Here is a 14,806-nt window from a genome sequence, read left to right on the forward strand (position 1 = left end):
ATATAGACTTCTTTAGTTTGAAAAACCGAAATGATGTTTAATTTCGGTTTTTCTTTTTTTAAAGTGTGTTTGAGGAGGGGTATCAATGAAATTGCAAGTAGGGGAGAAAATCACCTTTGAGCGAACGTTTACGAAAGAGGATGTTGCGTTATTTACAGAAGTGTCTAAGGATGAAGGCGTTCATCATGTTACACCAGATGAGCAGGGGAGATTTGTTGTACAAGGACTTTTAACATCAACGCTGCCTACAAAAATTGGTGGTGATTATAACGTACTAGCTCGCAAAATGGATTTTGAATTTTTACGTCCTGTTTTTAGCGGTGATACAATTCGTTGTGACGTAACCATTGAACAATTTGAACTAGATGAAAAAAATCGCACGAAAATTATTACGACGTTTACATGTAGAAATCAACTAGAAAAGGAAGTAATGAAGGGGAGTTTTTCGGGGATTATTCTTTAGTTAGTAGGAAAAGTAATGAATAGGTGGATAAACTCGTTAACAAAAAGGACATTCCTAGTATTACAAGGAATGTCCTTTCCACTAAATTATAGGATATTTTGCTGAAATTCAAACTCTAAAATTAGTTTACTGGTTTGACCTGTAAACTGATAATTATAGGACCCTCTCAGACTTTCTAAGTTACCGGTGGCTTTGATAATTGTTCCTGGGGAATCTAAATTTCCTTTATCAAATATTCCTTGCTCTATAGCTGTAAATGTCCCTTGTTGTCCCTTATAAATTCCTTCAAAGTGTAAAAATCCAGAAATTTTAGCAGTAGCCAAGTGACCATCATTTATATTTGAGTCTAAATAATATAATAAGTATTCAACAAAAGCTTTTCCTTTTAATTCACCATCAATATCATATTCAACATGGGCAATATTAATAGGGAAATCTTTTCTAGTATCATCGAGTAGTTTTTCATCCCATTTACTTACTGTAAATGTTACTTCCATACACGTAAATCCCCCTTTATCATTAGATAAGTAATCTCCATATCATTTAAAAAGTCCCAATTCACTGTCATATCTCATAGGAGTGTTTTTATTTATTTGAGTGCCGCTATATCGTTATTAAGCTAACAAAATAAAATGCTCCCTAAAATGAAAGATACGCTATTCTTTCTGTAGGATCAGGACAACATAAAACTTATGGCTCTACTTATTTAAAGTTTCACTCCACGCCACTTTCTAAAATAGAGAAAGATCTATTTTCACAATCAATTTCTGCCATCGCGCCGTAAGTTAAAATAAACTTCGGTTCAGTATGACCAAAATTTAAATTATAAAGAATCGGCAAATCTTCTAAGTTATATTCCTTCATAATTTTCAGTATTTCATGTTTATATTCTTCGTAATATTGTTCGTCTTTTGGTTTACCAAAAATGATTCCCTTTGCTTTTTGCAGAATGCCTTGCGCTGCATAATTTCGCAACCAATATTTTATATAACTTGGTTCTGGATGTTCTTCAGATGTTTCAAAGAAAAGGATACTATTCTCCCAATGTTTTTTCTCAGGCCAAAGTTCCGTTCCTTTTACAAATTCGAGTACTTCTATACATCCACCAATTAAACGCCCTTGTACAGTGGTAGAGCCTTGAAGTAGCTCATATCCATTGTTTTGCTGCATCGTACGCCTTGTATTTTTATTTATTTCTATCCATTCCAAACGCTCACTCGTCCATTCATGAGCTGGTTGAATTTCGCCAATCGTTTCATTGGAAAAGAGCGTTCGATTTACCATCTCAATCGTATATGGATCCATTGCTACATTTTCGGCAAAGTCGGTCAAAATTGCTGGACCGTATAAAGAGGAAAGACCTGCTTTATGACAAAATAAATGTGAAACGGTATCGTCAGAGTACCCCATAAAAATTTTCGGGTTTTCACGTATCACATTAAAATCTATATAAGGAAGCAAACGGATGCTATCGTCTCCACCTATATTCGTAATAATTGCTTTCACGCGCGTATCTTTAAATGCAGTCATTAAATCTTCCGCACGAGCCTCTGGGTTGTTATAAAGGTATTCGCTACCTTTTAAACTATTCGGCATTGGGATAACGGTAAGACCGAAAACTTCTTCTAATCTTTTTACTCCTTGCTCATACCGCCATCGTAGCTTAGCATCACCTGCGCCTCCCCACGAAGCACTTACTGTCGCCACAATATCTCCTGCTTGTAATCTTTTTGGTTTTATTAACATTTTAACTCCGCTCCTACATAATGTAATGGACTACGATTATACAAACTGTATAGTTGAAAAACATTGTATGTGACATTAGTTTCTGCATCATGAACCGATATACCTGCTGAGATTCAAGAACATCGCCTTATTGCTGAATATGGGATAATCTATAATGTTAAGCAAGCATGGCATGTGAAATCAAAACTGTACTTGCAGTACATAATAAATAAAGTTACAGCACTTTTTTATGCCATACCGATTTAGAATGAATTTTAATTAAAATAAAAATAGACTACTGTTCGATTTGAATATTCCACGATATAATAGTGAGAGTTTATGGCAGAATAAATATTTACATAAGAAGTGAGGTACTATATGAAAAAACGAACGACAGACATTATTTTTATTATTATTGGTGCATTCCTTTTTGCATTAGGTGTGAATTTATTTGTTATCCCGAATGAGTTCGGTGAGGGCGGGGTAACAGGTATCACGATCATTACGTACTATTTATTTGAATGGTCACCAGGTTTAGTCAACTTAATTTTAAATGCGATTTTATTAATAGTTGGATACAAATTTTTGAATAAGATCACAACAATTTATACAATCATTGCTGTAGTTACGAACTCGCTGTTCCTTCATTTGACAGAAGGATGGACGATTACTTCGGATGAAATGCTCGTAAATGCCATTTTCGGAGGAATATTTATAGGATGTGGTATTGGGCTAATCATTCGAGTTGGCGGAACAACTGCAGGTACTACCATTTTAGCGAGGATGACGCATAAATATTTAGGTTGGAGCATTAGCTACGGTCTATTGTTCTTCGATTTAATCGTTGCGTTCTCATCTTATTTCATCATTGGTGCAGAAAAACTAATGCTGACAATTATTATGCTTTATGTCGGAACGAAAGTAATGGAATTTGTAATCGAAGGTTTGAATCCGAAGAAGGCCATTACGATTATTTCTGATAACCCGAATGAAATTGCCGGGAAGGTTACTACTTTAATGGGCAGAGGGGTTACAGTGTACTCAGGTCATGGCTATTACACGAAAACGCCGAAGGAAATTCTTTATATTGTTATTAATAAGCAAGAAGTAGTGAAGTTAAAGCGGATCGTTCAAACTACGGATCCGGCTGCTTTCATCGCTATACACGATGTTCGTGATGTGTTTGGTGAAGGATTTGTTGATATTTCTAAGGCTTAATAATAGTTAGAACTTGTTTTTTTGTTAAAATAATCTTAATACTAAAATGTGAGAATCTATTTTGAATAATCTTTTTTCAAAATAGATTCTTTTTAATTATCCCGCTATTTGCCGGGCAGTAAGACTCCACCTCAAAATGCAGCGAAAGCAAAGAAGTTAGGTGAGGGACGGGCTGCCGGTAAAAGTCCAATTGGTTCAACTTTTATAAGAAACAACTGTTTCATACCATATTGTTTTTCTTTTTCTTGCAAAAAAACCAATTGTTTCTTAATGTAAGAATGTAGAAGGACGAACGAGAGAGGGTTTAATGAAGATGATACATATTTTATTAGCTGATGATGATAAGCATATTAGAGAGTTATTACATTACCATTTACAAAAAGAGGGATTTAAAGTTTTTGAAGCGGAAGATGGAAAGATAGCGCAAGGCGTGTTAGAGAAGGAAAATATTCATCTTGCGATAGTGGACATTATGATGCCGTATGTGGATGGCTATACGTTATGTGAAGAAATCAGAAAGTATCATGATATACCGGTTATTTTATTAACTGCAAAAGATCAGTTAGTCGATAAAGAAAAAGGATTCATTTCTGGTACGGACGATTATATTGTAAAACCATTTGAACCAGCTGAAGTGATTTTCCGTATGAAAGCATTATTGCGCCGTTATCAAATGCTGAGTGCTGACATTATTACACTCCACGGAACGACAATTGATCGTAAAGGTGTCGAGGTAAAGTGTAACGGTCAAACAATTTTGCTTCCTTTAAAGGAATTTGAGTTATTATCACAACTTGCTAGTTATCCTGGAAGAACATTTTCAAGAGAAGAATTAATTGAACTAGTATGGGGAATGGATTTTGAAGGGGATGAACGAACAGTTGACGTTCATGTGAAAAGACTGAGAGATCGTTTCTCAAAGCGAACAGATGATTTTCAAATTACAACGGTGCGCGGACTCGGTTATAAGTTGGAGTTGAAATAAGATGAAATCATTATATTCTAGATTTGTTTTTATGACGGTTGGTATTATGCTACTTAGTAGTATAATTGGCTTTTTATTAACAAATGTATATTATCAAGTGAAGTTAAAACCTTATAATAGTGAAAAGATTTTAACGTATGCCGAGGAAGTAAAATCATTATATGAAAAGCAAAGTGAAGAGAATAAAGAGGCATACTTACAGTCTATTGCGAAATTAGGATATGAAATTTATATTGTCGATGACCAAAAGAATGGAAGGCGTATCGGCAATGCGTTTCGTAAGACGACAATAAGTGATGATACTGTTCAGAAAGTATTGCAAGGCGAAACGTTTAATGGCGTTTCCACATATCCGACCCGCCTATTTATTACAGGTTTCTTCGATAATGAGTTAATTAATAGCGTCGGTGTACCAGTGCAACATGGTGATAAACAGTACGCTTTATTTATTCGTCCTGACATTCAGAACCAATTTGGCGAGATGCGAATTTTCTTAGCGGTATTACTTGTGTTTATCGTGCTATTAAGTATCATTTTTATAGCAATTGCAGCAGGTTATATCGTTCGCCCCATTCGTACATTTACGAGGGCTACGCAAAAAATTGCAAGTGGTAAATATGATATCGAATTAGACGTAAAACGAAAAGATGAAATTGGTACGTTAGCTACGAGCTTCCAGAAGATGACGAAAAGTATAAAAGAATTGGATGAAATGAGACAAGAATTCGTTTCGAATGTCTCGCATGAATTTCAATCGCCGCTTTCTTCCATACAAGGTTTTTCGAAAACATTGCAAACAGAAAAGATGAGTGAAGAAGAAAGAAATTATTATTTACGAATTATTGAGGGCGAAAGTAAGCGAATGTCTAGTTTATGTAAACAGTTACTTACGCTAGCTTCTTTAGATAAAGAAGAGAAAGTATTGCAGATAAAAGAATTCAATTTACAAAAGCAAATTAAAGACGTCATTTTTATGCTCGAATGGAAATGGCGTGAAAAAGATATAGCTGTTGAGTTTGATGTGCCGGACATTACAATACAAGGTGATGAAAACTTACTTCATCAAGTATGGAGTAATATTTTTATGAATAGTATTAAGTTTTCAAACGATGCTGGGACGATTGAATTTTTCGTGGAAGAATTAGAGTCTAGCGTTATGGTCTCTATATCCGATAATGGAATCGGCATGGAAAAGGAAGAAATGGAACGTATTTTTGATCGTTTTTACAAAGTAGATACGGCAAGGGCAAGAAACATGGAAGGTAGCGGATTAGGATTATCGATCGTACAGAAAATCGTTGAACTGCATCAAGGAACCGTTTCGGTATATAGCAAGAAAGGGGAAGGGACGACTGTTCGGGTTGAGCTTCCGAAATAAATGTAAGGGAAGAGGCTGTTTGGAACGGCCTCTTCTATTTTGTTCGTTAGTCTACGTGTAAAGTGAAAAAATGTGAGTCATTTTAATTACAGAATCGGGACGAGTTTGTGGAGTGAGATTTGCAGGAAGTTTATTTGAAAATGTAGAATCCCTACAGAGTTATAAGGGTTTGATGAGAACTGTAACTATTTAGGGGGAGATTATTTTGAAACGAGTTGATTTGTTATTAAATGCACTAGATTCAACATTCGATAAAGAGAGTTGGTATGCACCGTTTAAACATGCTATAGAAGGACTTACAGCCGAACAGGCTATGTGGAAGCCATCTGGAGAGGTAACGAACACCATTTGGGAGAACGTTAATCATCTCACATATTACAAAGAGCGGCTTGCTGCAAACTTGGAAGGCCGTGAATGGACAAATAATCTCGATGGTGGTGAAACCTTCTATCTTACCAATCAATCTAATGATGAGAAAGAATGGAAGAAAGTCGTTGAACGTTCTGAAAATGCTCAACGTAATTTAAGACAGGTGTTGAGTGCAATTACTGAAAAAGAGCTTGAGCAAAATTCACTTGAGGGGAAATTATTGGACATCATGCTTCATGATGCTTATCATACGGGCCAAATTATTCAATTAAGGAAAATGCAGGGGGCATGGCCAGCAAATCGTTGATAGAACGTTCTAGTTCGTTCTATTAAAGAGCGTTATTATTGAATAAAACTTACATCCGAGCATAACCCCGTTCTAAATTTAGAACGGGGTTATGCTTGTTTGCTATAAAGCTGCACCTTTCCCACGTTCTTCCTTAAACCGAACCCCAAAAGTATCCGCTGTAATTTCATCAGCTTTCGGCAATGCTCGTAATTTCGGATGAAGTAGCCATACGAGAGAAATGAATAAGATTCCGATGCTTGCGAGCGCGAAAATGAGTTGGCTACTAAATACATTCGCAGTGTATCCGCCAATTAAAGAACCAAACGGCATCGCAATGGTGCCCATACTTCGCATGAAAGAGTTGATGCGTCCAATATATTGATTTGGAATTACAATTTGACTAATTGTCGCAAATAATATGTTGGTCGCACCAATTGGTATCCAAGCTAGGCCGAATAAGAAAATAGATAGCCATTGAAACGGTACAATCGTAGAGAAAAACCAAAAGACAGCACCAGCCGCAAAGCTAATAATGGAAACACGGCCAACATGACGTTTACCAACCCACGAACTGAATAGTGCTCCGATTAGACTACCAGCTGATATAGCGGCTAAAAAGAAGCCGTATAATTTCACACCGCCTAAAGAGTCAGCGAAAGAAGGGAGTATTGCCATCGTCATACCGATTGAAAAATTAGCGACAACGGAACCGATTAAGAATACGCCCATTAATGAACGGAAGACGATTGAAAAACCTTCTTTTAAATCAGAGAAATATTGTTTAGTTGAAAGTGATGTGTTTGCTTCGGTTTGTTTCGGTATTTTTAATGAAAAGAACAAAAGGGCAGTAATCGCGAATGTAAAAGAGTCGATTACATATAAAGTAACGGCGCCAAATAGTGCTACTAATATTCCAGAAAGAGTCGTACAAATTAAATCGATGCCTTGATATGCAAATGAGAAGAGTGAATTTCCTTTTAATAGTTGTGTTTTATGCAGTAGAAGTGGTAAAGCTTTCGATTGTGCGGGATAGGCGAATTGTTCGATAAAAGCTACGATGGGCATAACGATGAGTAGTAGGTGGACTGTTAGTAGGTCAAAGTAGTGTGTAATAGGAATGATTAAAATAAGAATGCATTGCAAAACTTGTGTGATGACGAGGGTGTTTTTAATTGACCATCTATCAACGAATGGACCGGTAAGAAATTGAAGTGCAGAAGGTAATAACGTAAGAAAACCAGCTAATCCAGAATAAAAAGGATTGCCACTTAGTTTATATACGAGCCACATCGCCGCTACATAATACAAACTATCTCCTATGTTTGTAAAAATTCTCCCTAAAAATAATAAGAAGAAATTCCGGTTTTTTAATACGTCCACTTTATCTACTCCTTTATAAAAAAATTAATCGGTAAAATAAAATTGACCGTTGTTGTAAAAAAAATCGTATTACGATTTTTCTTCTTTTTTCACAAACCGCTGCATTGCTTTTTCATCGATTTGTAGTGCAGTAGTAGAAATGTAATATGATTTACTATTTGGATCTTTATCCGCGTCTTTTGCGATCTCATTTAATTCAGACATCAATTCATGAAACTTTTTCACCCACACTTGAAATTGTTCTGGCGTAGCATCAAACTCCCAGCAGGATGAAACGTAATTCCACTCAGAGGGGTCTTCGCTTACTTTTCGTAATGTAAAAGCTTCTTCTGGTGCAGCGAGAATATGACTTTTCGTTCTTTCCGTCATTTGTAAAAAGATTTGGCGTCCTGATTCACTTAATATTTCTAGATGAGGTAATAGTTCTGCGGCAGGGGTAAAGCCTCTAGCGACAGATTGATAAAATTTTTGAACGATGCCATTTTTTTCTTCTGTATATACGATTTCTATAAAACCATTCTTCTCTAATTCTTTTAAATGATAATGAATTTTCGCCCTTGAAATGCCGAATTTTTCAGATAGTAATTGTCCTGTATAAGGACGTTCGCATAGTCGCATCATCATTTCGACTCGTAGTGGATCGCTCATTGCTTTTAGTTGGCTATAAGTAGTGAGTGTGAACATGGGCTTCAAAATGATCAACTCCTTAAATAAAATTACTCGGTCAATATTATTTGACTGAATTGTATCAAGGATTCCATTTGTTTTCAATACTTTCAGAAAATTTAATCTTTATTTTTTGATCTTCTGTTCATCTTCCGTTCATATTTCTTTTTTATTATAAGTGCATAGAAAGTAAGAGAAAGGAGCGAGCGAAATGTTTTTAGCTCTGCGTGAATTAAAACAATCAAAATTAAGATACGGATTAATCGGACTTATTATGGTGTTATTATCATTTTTAGTCCTTGTGATTTCAGGATTAGCAAATGGATTATCATATGATAATGCTTCATCGATTCAAAATATGGAGGCAAATAAGTTCGTTTTAGCAGATGATGCGGAAAATAAATTACTTCGTTCACAAATTAAGCAAGATGAGGTAGATAACGTAGTAAATCAAGTAGGCGAGAAAGAGGCCGTTCCGTTTCGTGTGAAAAATTCAACTTATGAAAAGAAAGGTAGTTCGAAAAAAGTTGATGTTGCTATTTTCTCAAGTGAACGTGATTCATTTTTAGAACCGAAAATTGTAGAAGGTGAGAAATTAGGTACAGCAAACAATGAAATGGTTGCTGATGAATCAATTAAAGAAAAAGGAGTCGATATTGGAGATACAATTATTGATCCTGTTTCAAAGAAAGAGTTTAAAATCGTTGGATTTACGAAAAATCAAATGTTTAGCCATACACCAGTCGTTTATGTAAATGAAGACGTATGGGGCGATATTTCACAACCAAACCAAAAAGATTATAATGCAATTGCACTTAATACAGATAAAGAAGTAAAAAATGCTCACGTAATTGATAAAAAAGAAGTATTACAAAGTATTCCAGGATTTAAAGAAGAGCAAGGAACATTAACGATGATTATTGCGTTCTTACTTGTTATCGCTGCGTTACTAATCGGTGTATTCTTCTACGTAATTACATTACAAAAAACACAACAATTAGGTGTATTAAAAGCAATCGGTACAAAAAACACTTATTTAGCAAATAGCTTAGTTGTACAGGCGTTATTCTTATCAATCGTTGCGATGATAATCAGTATTGTTCTTGTACAAGGGTTAGAACAAATTTTACCAGCAGGTATGCCGTTCTTATTAACAACACCAATGATCGCACAATATGCAGTAATCTTTATCGTAATTAGTATTTTAGGAACACTTATTTCGTTATATCAAGTATTAAAAGTTGATGCATTAGAAGCAATTGGAGGCGGGATGTAATGACTTCATTATTAAAATTAGACAATGTAAGTAAAGTGTACGGAGAAGGGAATACTGAAGTAACAGCCCTTCATCCGATATCGCTTGATGTGAAAGCTGGAGAATTTATCGGAATCGTCGGTCCTTCTGGATCAGGGAAAAGTACGTTATTATCAATCGCGGGTGCATTACTATCACCGTCAAAAGGGGATATTTACATTCGTGAGCAAAATATTACGAAGTTATCAGAAAAGGAAATGACAGACATTCGTTTGAAGAAAATCGGTTTCATTTTCCAATTCGCAAATCTTGTTCCATATTTAAATGTAAAAGAACAATTACTGTACATTGCAAAGCTTAAAAAAGAAAACAAACAAGAATCTGAAAAGCGCGCGGATCACTTACTAGCAACATTTGGATTAGGAGAAAGAAAAAATCATTATCCAAATCAACTATCTGGTGGAGAAAAACAAAGGGTCGCAATCGCTCGTTCGTTCATGAACAATCCAGATTTAATATTAGCTGATGAACCAACGGCAAGCTTAGACTCAAAACGCGCACGTGAAGTTGTAGAAATGATGAAACGTGAAGTGAAAGAAAGTCAAAAAGCAGCAATTATGATTACACATGATGAAAGAATGCTTGATGTATGTGATCGTATATTGACGCTTAGAGATGGACAGTTAATACAAAATTAAACAATGAAAAAGGACAACAATGCATATAAGCGTTGTTGTCCTTTTTATAAATATATTTATAATGGCGTTATTTCGAGAAGTACGTTTTAATTTTATTTCGTGTTACTAATAAAAGTCCACCTAGAATAGATAACATTCCTAAAGCCATATGACTTGATTGCTCGCTACCAGCGTTAGGGAGTTCTCTAGCAGTGTTTTCCGCTGGAACATTCGTATTGTTAGTATTCACTATCGTTTGCTTCGGTTGTGATACTTCATTAATTTTGTTATCCAAATTTTGCTTCGTTGTATGTAACTCAGCTAATTTTTCATCAATTTTTTTCTCAGTATGTTTAAAGTCGTTTATTTTAATGTCTAAGTCTAGCTTTTTCTGTGCTAAATCATCTGAAACAGTTTGTTTCGATTGCTTCATTTCATTTAATTTATTTTCTAAGTCTTGTCTCGCTTTTTGTAACTCAGCTAGTTTATTTTGTACATCTTGTTTAGCTAGTTCTAAGTTAGCGGAAAGACTATCTAAATTACCTTTAATTTTCTTCAGTTCTTCTAACGTGTTACCAGTATTCGGCTTATTTTCTTTTAACTCAGCAAGTTTATCCTCAGCAGTTTGTTTCGCCTTCTTTAACTCAGCTAATGTTTCATCCGCACGTTTTTTAACTTCCTTCAGCTCAGTAACCTTCTGATCGATGTTCTCTTTATGTTGCTTCATTTCATTCACTTTTTCATCGACAGTTTGTTTATGTTCTTTAATCTCATTAACCTTTGTATCGATAGCTTGTTTATGCTCTTTAACTTCAGCAATTTTCTCATCGGCGATTTGTTTGTCTTGCTGAAGTTTTGCATCTAACTCTTGTTTATGTTGTTTAATTTCGTTGATTTTTTCATCAGCAACTTGTTTATGTTCATGTAGTTCATTCGCTTTTTCATCGACAGTTTGCTTAACTTGGTTAAGTTCTTGTAACGTTTGATCCACATTTTCTTTGTGCTGCTGCAATTTCGCATCTACCTCTTGTTTATGTTGCTTAATTTCAGCTAATCGATCTTCTGCGCTTTGCTGAGGAGTAGCCTCATTTACTTCCGCATGAGCCGAGTTTGCGCCAGCAATCATTGCTAAAGCTAGTGTAGACGCAGCGATTGTTTGTTTTGTTTTCATATTTTGTACCTCTTTCCTATGGATGAATTCCATTGTGTAAAATTGAGCATATAAAAGCAGATTATTATATCATTATATACTATGTTCGGCTCCTAGAGGAATTATTTGCATAATAATCTATGATTATGTAATGTTTAAAATCTATTATTTAGGGGCAGGGGATGAACTTTTAGCGAGATGAATAATTTTTTCTATAGTACAATTTATATCCTTACTGTCGTGAATAACAAACAAATAATCAGCCTCGTTTTTTATAGGATCTACGACATCTTCATGTAGTGATTCAGCCTGTTGTCGATTGAGTACTTTTTTGAAGCTAGAGTAATCACCTCTAAAAATATTGGTGCTTCGCTTACTACGAGCCACTCTTTCATAAAGTACATTATCTGGGATGTCAAAATGAACGAGTATGCGTACATATTCGTTTTGTGGAAATAATTCGTTTAGTAAATATAATCTTCCGTTTTTACTGCGGTTAGAGTTACAAATAATAAGGTGTAAATTTGTATATTCTTTTGCATAATCAACAATGAATTTTGAAAGTCCGTGTTTAAATGTATTAGGACCTTTAGCCGGCTGTAATTTTTCATAATGCGTGTTAATAAATTCGGCTTGGTTGTCTTGATCCATAACGAAAGAGTGGGGTAACTCTTTTTCAAGTTCTCTAGCAAATGTAGTTTTTCCACTGTGAGTTTTTCCTACTGTAATAATGACGAATCGTTTCATATTGTCCTCCATATATATCGTTGTAATCTGGAATATTCTGCGTAAATCGACAATTTTCCTGCCAGAGAACATACAAAGCACCGGAGAGATAACGAGCTGAAAACTTGACAAAAAAACTTATTTATGCTATAATTTACCAATATAAAAATAGCGTGTATAATAGGGTTCTCCTGGCCAGGGGAACCCTATTTTTGTTGTAAAAATGAAGGAGTGTATGTGCGTGAAAAAAGGTGAAGCAAGTATAACGTCGTTAGTATCAGCTTTTGGAAGGGCGTATCATAGTGAGTTTGATAGTCCTAAAATTTTTGACGATTATATCGCCAAAGAGTTCATTTCACAAAAAGAACGTCATGATATTGAAACGAACATGGTTCAAGGGATACATTTTTTCAATAAAGACATTGCACAGCAGTTTCAAGACAATCCGAAAGAAATATTAAAATGGATTACACAAGTGCAGTTATCACCAACACCGTTAGCACGTGCAGCATATTGTGAAAGAGTATTACTACATGAAATGACATTAGGCGCAAAACAATACGTCATACTTGGTGCAGGCTTAGATACGTTCAGTTTTAGACACCGAGAGTTAGAGAATAAAATAGAAATATTTGAAGTGGATCATCCTTCTACACAACGGTTTAAGAAGGAGAGAATAAAAGAAGCAGAACTTGAAGTTCCAAATCACCTTCATTTTGTTTCGATGGATTTTACGAAAGGAATTTCCTATGAACAGTTACGGAATGAAGGATTTGAACATAAAAAAACGTTCTTTAGTCTGTTAGGTGTTTCGTACTATTTAACGAAAGAGGAACTTGCTAGTTTAATAGAATGTTTATTCGAGATGGTTCCAGAGGGGAGTTCTATCGTTTTCGATTATCCCGATGAAAACTTATTTACGGAAAAAGGATTGTCCAATCGAGTTGAAAACATGGTGAAAATGGCTGCAGTAGGCGGAGAACCGATGAAGTCATGTTATTCTTATCGCGAAATGGAAGCACTGTTAGAGAAGTCGGGTTTACTCATTTATGAGCACTTATCGCCAGAGGACATAAATACAGTATATTTTGAAGGACGAAATGATTATTTGAAAGCTTTTGAGACGGTGCAGTATGTGCATGCGGTGAAGAAGTAGATAATTAGTATTGTGAATTTTCAGGAGGAACAATTGGGATATCTTAAGAAAGAAGAGATTTTGTCTTTTTATTGTATACACGAATCAGTTTACTTTAATAGGTAGATTAAAATAAACTATGATATGATTAGCATAGGATTTCTTAATAAGGGGGTTTTTAAATGACGCCAGAACAAATTGTTAGAAAATTTTTTGAAGAAGTACGTTCAGGGAACAATCCGGACTATTCAAATCAATTCATGGCAGAAAAAGTATTGGCACATCAAATTGTATCTGAAGAAGAACAAACAGTTTGCAGAACACCTGAAGATTATGCTGAACATGTAAGAGAAATGATTGAAGTATATGGTAATTTTTCTTTAGAAATTCAAGAATTTTTAGAACAAGGAAGTAAAGTATATGTACGTTGGAAACAAGTAGGTATGCATGTAGGAGAAATCGATGGATATCAGCCTACAGGACTCCCAATTATTCAAATAGCAAGTGCAGTATATAGAATAGAAGATGGAAAAATTGCAGAGTATTGGATTCAAATTGATAGGTCAGGAATTCAAAACCAATTAGAGCGCAATAAAAATAATCAATAGTTAACTTTTAAAGCTATAAGTGGGCATGGGGAGAAATCTCTGTGTCTCTTTTTTTAGGGAAAACAAGGAGATTAAATGTAGTGATGGAAAATATAATTATAAATATATTGCTACATATATATGTGAATACTGCTTTGAGGAAGTTGAAGGAAAGGAGAAATAGAAGATGTTGAAATTACAAGGAAAATACAATGAAGCGAAAGAAGTACTTAACTTAGAGGATTTCCAAAATACAATGACAGAAGTTTGGACTACATCTGTTGCAGAAAGCACGTTAGATGAAACCCTAATGGTATATAAGCCAATGAATGAAATTGTTGAGAATACAAAGGACACAATCGATATCAAGCATGTTATTAAGCCGATTTATAATTTTAAAGCGAACTAAAAAGGGAGTAACGTTTATACATCAGTATGTTGCTATTGGAAGGAAGATAGATTATGAAAAATAATGTATATGTTTATATAGGAGTTTTAGCGGCTATAAGCATTTTTATCCTTTCGATCGTTTTCCTTTATTTCAATCCTTACAGCAATCAAATACTTGATAAGGAAGTATATATCACTATATTTTTCATGTTGTTACTTCCTTCTTTTTTAGCAGTAATTGCAGTGCTTGTTAGGAAACCTATTTTGATGATATTTAGCGGATTTTGGTTATTACCTGGGACTCTGTACCTTAGTGTAGCTGCAATACCTACGTTATGGAATTTATACATTATATTTTTAATGATTTATTTTATATCTGTCATTCGGATGAAAAAGAGAAATGCTTGAAGAGT

16 protein-coding genes and 1 pseudogene are annotated in these 14,806 nt (G+C 34.8%); 11 read left to right on the plus strand and 6 right to left on the minus strand.

What is annotated here, in order from left to right:
* The first annotated feature begins 85 nt into the window (after positions 1–85).
* On the plus strand, positions 86–463 hold the full coding sequence (locus tag ACQKNI_RS01450; RefSeq protein WP_098252539.1) for a MaoC/PaaZ C-terminal domain-containing protein: 378 nt from the start codon (positions 86–88) through the stop codon (positions 461–463).
* An 86-nt stretch (positions 464–549) separates the two neighbouring features.
* Here the strand turns inward: ACQKNI_RS01450 and ACQKNI_RS01455 are convergent, their stop codons facing one another.
* Together ACQKNI_RS01455 and ACQKNI_RS01460 are read right to left on the minus strand one after the other, a co-directional pair.
* Positions 550–960: a DUF3224 domain-containing protein gene (locus ACQKNI_RS01455; RefSeq protein ID WP_088229642.1), complete on the minus strand. Its 411-nt coding sequence runs from the start codon at positions 958–960 to the stop codon at positions 550–552.
* A 217-nt stretch (positions 961–1,177) separates the two neighbouring features.
* Positions 1,178–2,209, minus strand: a complete 1,032-nt coding sequence (locus tag ACQKNI_RS01460) for a S66 family peptidase (protein WP_098252538.1) — start codon at positions 2,207–2,209, stop codon at positions 1,178–1,180.
* A 357-nt stretch (positions 2,210–2,566) separates the two neighbouring features.
* On the opposite strand from ACQKNI_RS01460, the gene ACQKNI_RS01465 reads away from it, so the two are divergent.
* From ACQKNI_RS01465 to ACQKNI_RS01480, 4 genes are all read left to right on the plus strand, one after another.
* A complete protein-coding gene (locus tag ACQKNI_RS01465) occupies positions 2,567–3,406 on the plus strand; it encodes a YitT family protein (RefSeq protein ID WP_088229640.1) in 840 nt (279 codons plus the stop codon).
* A gap of 307 nt (positions 3,407–3,713) precedes the next feature.
* A complete protein-coding gene (locus ACQKNI_RS01470; protein ID WP_088229639.1) occupies positions 3,714–4,391 on the plus strand; it encodes a response regulator transcription factor in 678 nt (225 codons plus the stop codon).
* A 1-nt stretch (position 4,392) separates the two neighbouring features.
* On the plus strand, positions 4,393–5,769 hold the full coding sequence (locus ACQKNI_RS01475) for a sensor histidine kinase (RefSeq protein ID WP_427282129.1): 1,377 nt from the start codon (positions 4,393–4,395) through the stop codon (positions 5,767–5,769).
* 205 nt (positions 5,770–5,974) lie between these two features.
* Complete coding sequence (locus ACQKNI_RS01480; protein WP_098252536.1) at positions 5,975–6,445, plus strand: DinB family protein; 471 nt, start codon at positions 5,975–5,977, stop codon at positions 6,443–6,445.
* A 102-nt stretch (positions 6,446–6,547) separates the two neighbouring features.
* Here ACQKNI_RS01480 and ACQKNI_RS01485 read toward each other — a convergent pair whose 3' ends face one another.
* Both ACQKNI_RS01485 and ACQKNI_RS01490 read right to left on the minus strand, forming a co-directional pair.
* The gene (locus tag ACQKNI_RS01485; protein WP_098252535.1) at positions 6,548–7,807 is read right to left on the minus strand and encodes an MFS transporter; all 1,260 of its coding nucleotides are present in this window, start codon (positions 7,805–7,807) and stop codon (positions 6,548–6,550) included.
* A gap of 69 nt (positions 7,808–7,876) precedes the next feature.
* Positions 7,877–8,500 (minus strand): ArsR/SmtB family transcription factor, encoded by a 624-nt coding sequence (locus tag ACQKNI_RS01490; protein ID WP_088229635.1) that lies wholly within the window; start codon positions 8,498–8,500, stop codon positions 7,877–7,879.
* 184 nt (positions 8,501–8,684) lie between these two features.
* On the opposite strand from ACQKNI_RS01490, the gene ACQKNI_RS01495 reads away from it, so the two are divergent.
* Together ACQKNI_RS01495 and ACQKNI_RS01500 are read left to right on the plus strand one after the other, a co-directional pair.
* A complete protein-coding gene (locus tag ACQKNI_RS01495; RefSeq protein WP_088229634.1) occupies positions 8,685–9,749 on the plus strand; it encodes an ABC transporter permease in 1,065 nt (354 codons plus the stop codon).
* A complete protein-coding gene (locus tag ACQKNI_RS01500) occupies positions 9,749–10,426 on the plus strand; it encodes an ABC transporter ATP-binding protein (protein ID WP_088229633.1) in 678 nt (225 codons plus the stop codon). The genes ACQKNI_RS01495 and ACQKNI_RS01500 overlap by 1 nt, the downstream gene beginning before the upstream one ends.
* 67 nt (positions 10,427–10,493) lie before the next feature.
* Here ACQKNI_RS01500 and ACQKNI_RS01505 read toward each other — a convergent pair whose 3' ends face one another.
* Both ACQKNI_RS01505 and ACQKNI_RS01510 read right to left on the minus strand, forming a co-directional pair.
* Positions 10,494–11,576: an LPXTG cell wall anchor domain-containing protein gene (locus tag ACQKNI_RS01505; protein ID WP_427282130.1), complete on the minus strand. Its 1,083-nt coding sequence runs from the start codon at positions 11,574–11,576 to the stop codon at positions 10,494–10,496.
* Between the two features lie 144 nt (positions 11,577–11,720).
* Positions 11,721–12,302 (minus strand): AAA family ATPase, encoded by a 582-nt coding sequence (locus tag ACQKNI_RS01510; RefSeq protein ID WP_088229631.1) that lies wholly within the window; start codon positions 12,300–12,302, stop codon positions 11,721–11,723.
* 214 nt (positions 12,303–12,516) lie between these two features.
* On the opposite strand from ACQKNI_RS01510, the gene ACQKNI_RS01515 reads away from it, so the two are divergent.
* The 4 genes and pseudogenes from ACQKNI_RS01515 (at position 12,517) to ACQKNI_RS01530 (ending at position 14,801) form a co-directional block, all read left to right on the plus strand.
* A complete protein-coding gene (locus ACQKNI_RS01515; protein WP_088229630.1) occupies positions 12,517–13,437 on the plus strand; it encodes a class I SAM-dependent methyltransferase in 921 nt (306 codons plus the stop codon).
* A 161-nt stretch (positions 13,438–13,598) separates the two neighbouring features.
* Positions 13,599–14,024 carry an ester cyclase gene (locus ACQKNI_RS01520; RefSeq protein ID WP_088229629.1) on the plus strand — a complete coding sequence of 142 codons (426 nt, stop codon included), beginning with the start codon at positions 13,599–13,601 and terminating at the stop codon, positions 14,022–14,024.
* Between the two features lie 193 nt (positions 14,025–14,217).
* Positions 14,218–14,412, plus strand: a pseudogene (locus ACQKNI_RS01525) (RtcB family protein); the annotation flags it as partial.
* A gap of 53 nt (positions 14,413–14,465) precedes the next feature.
* Entirely contained in the window at positions 14,466–14,801 is a 336-nt protein-coding gene (locus tag ACQKNI_RS01530; RefSeq protein ID WP_088229628.1) for a hypothetical protein, read from the plus strand.
* The last annotated feature ends 5 nt before the right edge of the window (positions 14,802–14,806 follow it).

Source organism: Bacillus sp. NPDC094064 (genome assembly GCF_050279585.1).
Classification (GTDB): Bacteria; Bacillota; Bacilli; order Bacillales; family Bacillaceae_G; genus Bacillus_A.

Bases quoted from the DNA above. Each gene is read 5' to 3' on its own strand.
- ACQKNI_RS01475 (WP_427282129.1), top strand. From the start codon at position 4,393: ATGAAATCATTATATTCTAGATTTGTTTTTATGACGGTTGGTATTATG.
- ACQKNI_RS01465 (WP_088229640.1), top strand. From the start codon at position 2,567: ATGAAAAAACGAACGACAGACATTATTTTTATTATTATTGGTGCATTC.
- ACQKNI_RS01470 (WP_088229639.1), top strand. From the start codon at position 3,714: ATGAAGATGATACATATTTTATTAGCTGATGATGATAAGCATATTAGA.
- ACQKNI_RS01530 (WP_088229628.1), top strand. From the start codon at position 14,466: ATGAAAAATAATGTATATGTTTATATAGGAGTTTTAGCGGCTATAAGC.
- ACQKNI_RS01520 (WP_088229629.1), top strand. From the start codon at position 13,599: ATGACGCCAGAACAAATTGTTAGAAAATTTTTTGAAGAAGTACGTTCA.
- ACQKNI_RS01495 (WP_088229634.1), top strand. From the start codon at position 8,685: ATGTTTTTAGCTCTGCGTGAATTAAAACAATCAAAATTAAGATACGGA.
- ACQKNI_RS01515 (WP_088229630.1), top strand. From the start codon at position 12,517: ATGTGCGTGAAAAAAGGTGAAGCAAGTATAACGTCGTTAGTATCAGCT.
- ACQKNI_RS01460 (WP_098252538.1), bottom strand. From the start codon at position 2,209: ATGTTAATAAAACCAAAAAGATTACAAGCAGGAGATATTGTGGCGACA.
- ACQKNI_RS01510 (WP_088229631.1), bottom strand. From the start codon at position 12,302: ATGAAACGATTCGTCATTATTACAGTAGGAAAAACTCACAGTGGAAAA.
- ACQKNI_RS01505 (WP_427282130.1), bottom strand. From the start codon at position 11,576: ATGAAAACAAAACAAACAATCGCTGCGTCTACACTAGCTTTAGCAATG.
- ACQKNI_RS01450 (WP_098252539.1), top strand. From the start codon at position 86: ATGAAATTGCAAGTAGGGGAGAAAATCACCTTTGAGCGAACGTTTACG.
- ACQKNI_RS01455 (WP_088229642.1), bottom strand. From the start codon at position 960: ATGGAAGTAACATTTACAGTAAGTAAATGGGATGAAAAACTACTCGAT.
- ACQKNI_RS01500 (WP_088229633.1), top strand. From the start codon at position 9,749: ATGACTTCATTATTAAAATTAGACAATGTAAGTAAAGTGTACGGAGAA.